Consider the following 2,972-nt stretch of genomic DNA (forward strand, 5'->3'; position numbering starts at 1 on the left):
CCCCCCCCCCCGTGTCGCGCGAGCGGCACCCGTCGAAGGAGAAGCATGGAATTCGCCGCTCTCGGAGCAGTCGGCCTCATCGCCGTCATCGTCGTGGTCGTCGCGGTCGTCGTCATCCTGGTCCTCGCGCTGGTCGTGCGCGGGTGGTACCGCGTGGCCAAGGCCGACGAAGCGCTGGTGATCGTCGGTAAGCGGCAGAAGAGCGCCGACGGCGAGTCCTCGCGGATCACCGTCATCACCGGCGGCGGCGCGATCGTCAACCCGCTCACCCAGCGCGGAGAGATGATCTCGCTGCGGGCGCGCCAGATCAAGATGGAGCCCACCGCGCAGTCCTCGAACGGTGTCACGGTCAACGTCAGCGGTGTGGCCCTGGTCAAGATCGGCTCCGACCCCGAGTCCGTGCGTCGCGCGGCCGAGCGTTTCGCCTCGCAGGACAAGGCGATCGAGCAGTTCACCACCGAGCAGCTCGAGGGTGCGCTGCGCGGTGTCGTGGCGACCCTGACCGTCGAAGAACTCATGCGCGACCGGCAGCGCCTGTCCGACCAGATCGCCGAGGGCATCAAGGCCGACCTGTCGTCGCAGGGTCTGATCCTCGACTCCTTCCAGATCCAGGGCGTCACCGACGGCAACGGCTACATCGCCGCCCTCGGCGCCACCGAGGTCGAGCGCGTCAAGCGCGAGGCCGAGGTCGCCCGCATCAACGCGGTGCGCGAGATCCGCGCGCGCCAGATCGCGACCGACGAGGCCAACCTGATCGAGCAGACCAAGCTCGACAAGAACAGCGCCGCGGCCAAGGCCGAGGTCGGTCGTGCCAACGCCGAGGCCGAGCAGGCCGAGGCCCTCGCCCGTGCCGAGCGCCGCCAGGCGGTGCTCGAGCAAGAGGCGCAGAACACGCAGGCGCGCCTCGAGTCCGAGGTCAACCGCGTGGCCGACGCCGACCTGTACCAGCGTCAGAAGAACGCCGACGCCGACTCGTACGCCCAGATCAAGGCGGCCCAGGCCCGTGCCCAGATCGCCGAGCAAGAGGCGTCCGCCGTGCGCGTGCGCGCCGAGGCCGACGCCGAGTCGGTGCGCCTGGCCGGTCAGGCCCGTGCCGAAGCGATTCGCGCCGAGGCCGAGGCGCTGTCGCAGAACCAGGAGGCGCTGCTCGCGCAGCGCGCGCTCGAAGCCCTCGTGCCGATGATGGCCGAGTTCGCCAAGGGCTACGACCGCGTCGGCAACGTCACCGTGCTCGGCGGCCAGGGGGCCAGCGGCCACCTCGCCACCGAGTCCGCGACGGGGCTGCGCTCGTCGTTCGAGGCGGTCAAGGCGGCCACCGGTATCGACCTGACGCAGATCATCCAGGGCCGCGCCGTGGCCGAGGCGTTCGCCGAGACGGCCCGCCGCGAGCCCGTCGCCGACCCGGCGCCGTCGTCGACCGGTCCGTCCTCGTCGGCCGAGACCGGCGCCTGACCCACGCCCCATGCCCGAGGCACCCGAGGTCGAGGCGCTCGCGCTGTTCCTGCGCGAGCGCCTGACCGGGCACGGGGTCACCGGCGTCGACCTCGTCGAGGGCCGGGCGCTCAAGACGCGCTCCCGGCCGCTCGACGAGCTGGTCGGCCGGAGCGTCACCGCGGTGCAACGCTTCGGCAAGCACATCGACGTCGATCTCGACGGAACGCACCTCGCGCTCGGCTTCGGTCGGGCCGGCTGGGCGACCTGGGACGAGGCGGCGGCGGCCGCGGCCGCGGCGCCGGGCGGTGCGGCGGTGATCGCGCGCGTCGTTTTCGATGACGGCATCCTGGGCATCACGGATGCCGGCGACTGGCTGTCGGTGCAGCTGCACGTCGTCGACGCCCCCGACGAGGTTCCGGCGGTGGCCAAGCTCGGTCCCGACGCGCTCGACCCGGCCTTCTCGCGAGAGACGCTGGTCGCGGCGCTGGGCGGTCGGCGCAAGCAGCTCAAGGCGCTGCTGCAGGAGCAGGAGAGCCTCGCCGGGATCGGCAACGCCTACTCGGACGAGATCTTGTTCGCTGCCGGGCTCGACCCCGTCTCGCACGCGGCGAGTCTGACGGATGCCGAGATCACCCGGCTATGGACGGCCCTGCGCGACGTGCTCGGCGGGGCCGCGCGCGACCGCCGCGGCGTGCCCATCGACGAGCAGAAGGCGGCGAAGATGGCCGCGATGAAGGTGCACGGCCGAACGGGCGAGCCGTGTCCGGGATGCGGCGGCGTGGTCGAGGACATCCCGGGGACGAAGGGCGGCGGGCAGTGGTGCCCGTCGTGCCAGGGCGGCTGACGCCCCGGCCCGGGCCGGCGGTGCGGGGTTCCGCGGGTGACGGAGGCTGCGACTGATGGGATGCTCGCCCGCACGACGAAGGGCCCCGGACCACGGTCCGGGGCCCTTCACGGTCGGGCTCTCAGGCGCTCTGGCCCGAGTGCTTGCCCTCGGCGACCTCTTCGACGAGCTTCGCGTTGAACGCGGGCAGGTCGTCGGGGTTGCGGCTCGAGACCAGGCCCTGGTCGACGTGGACCTCTTCGTCGACCCACGTGGCGCCGGCGTTGCGCAGGTCGGTCTGCAGGGTGGGGTAGCTCGTCAGCGTGCGGCCCTTCAGGACGTCGGCCTCGGTCAGGATCCACCCGCCGTGGCAGATGACGGCGACCGGCTTGTGCTGGTCGAAGAAGTCGCGGGTGAACGACACGGCATCCTGCACGATGCGGATGTCATCGGCGTTCTGCACACCGCCCGGCAGTACGAGTGCGTCGAAATCGCCGGCCGAAGCGCCCGACACGGCCAGGTCGACCTTCTGCTCGTGGCCGTTCTCGCCGCTGATGCTGCCCTCGGTCGGCGAGACCAGGACGGCCTCGGCACCGGCGGAGGTGACGGCCTCCCACGGGCTGGTGAGCTCGCTGTCTTCGAAACCATCGGTGGCCAGGAACGCGATGCGCTTGCCGTTGAGATCGGTCATGAGTACGCCTCTCTTCGTTGTGGG

At 71.7% G+C, this 2,972-nt stretch carries 3 protein-coding genes; 2 read left to right on the forward strand and 1 reads right to left on the reverse strand.

Annotation, left to right across the window (positions count from 1 at the left end; translation table 11 throughout):
* The first annotated feature begins 45 nt into the window (after positions 1–45).
* Together DBR36_RS13840 and DBR36_RS13845 are read left to right on the forward strand one after the other, a co-directional pair.
* The gene (locus DBR36_RS13840) at positions 46–1,452 is read left to right on the forward strand and encodes a flotillin family protein (protein WP_108320311.1); all 1,407 of its coding nucleotides are present in this window, start codon (positions 46–48) and stop codon (positions 1,450–1,452) included.
* A 10-nt stretch (positions 1,453–1,462) separates the two neighbouring features.
* On the forward strand, positions 1,463–2,278 hold the full coding sequence (locus DBR36_RS13845; protein WP_108320313.1) for a DNA-formamidopyrimidine glycosylase family protein: 816 nt from the start codon (positions 1,463–1,465) through the stop codon (positions 2,276–2,278).
* 121 nt (positions 2,279–2,399) lie between these two features.
* On the opposite strand, the gene DBR36_RS13850 is transcribed toward DBR36_RS13845, so the two are convergent.
* Complete coding sequence (locus DBR36_RS13850) at positions 2,400–2,948, reverse strand: type 1 glutamine amidotransferase domain-containing protein (RefSeq protein WP_108320315.1); 549 nt, start codon at positions 2,946–2,948, stop codon at positions 2,400–2,402.
* Positions 2,949–2,972 lie beyond the last annotated feature (24 nt).

Origin of the sequence: Microbacterium sp. HMWF026, assembly GCF_003061325.1 — a bacterium.
GTDB lineage: Bacteria > Actinomycetota > Actinomycetes > Actinomycetales > Microbacteriaceae > Microbacterium > Microbacterium testaceum_E.

What these genes read in the sequence shown, in the direction of transcription:
- DBR36_RS13840 (WP_108320311.1), top strand. Translation starts at nt 46, where the DNA reads ATGGAATTCGCCGCTCTCGGAGCAGTCGGCCTCATCGCCGTCATCGTC.
- DBR36_RS13845 (WP_108320313.1), top strand. Translation starts at nt 1,463, where the DNA reads ATGCCCGAGGCACCCGAGGTCGAGGCGCTCGCGCTGTTCCTGCGCGAG.
- DBR36_RS13850 (WP_108320315.1), bottom strand. Translation starts at nt 2,948, where the DNA reads ATGACCGATCTCAACGGCAAGCGCATCGCGTTCCTGGCCACCGATGGT.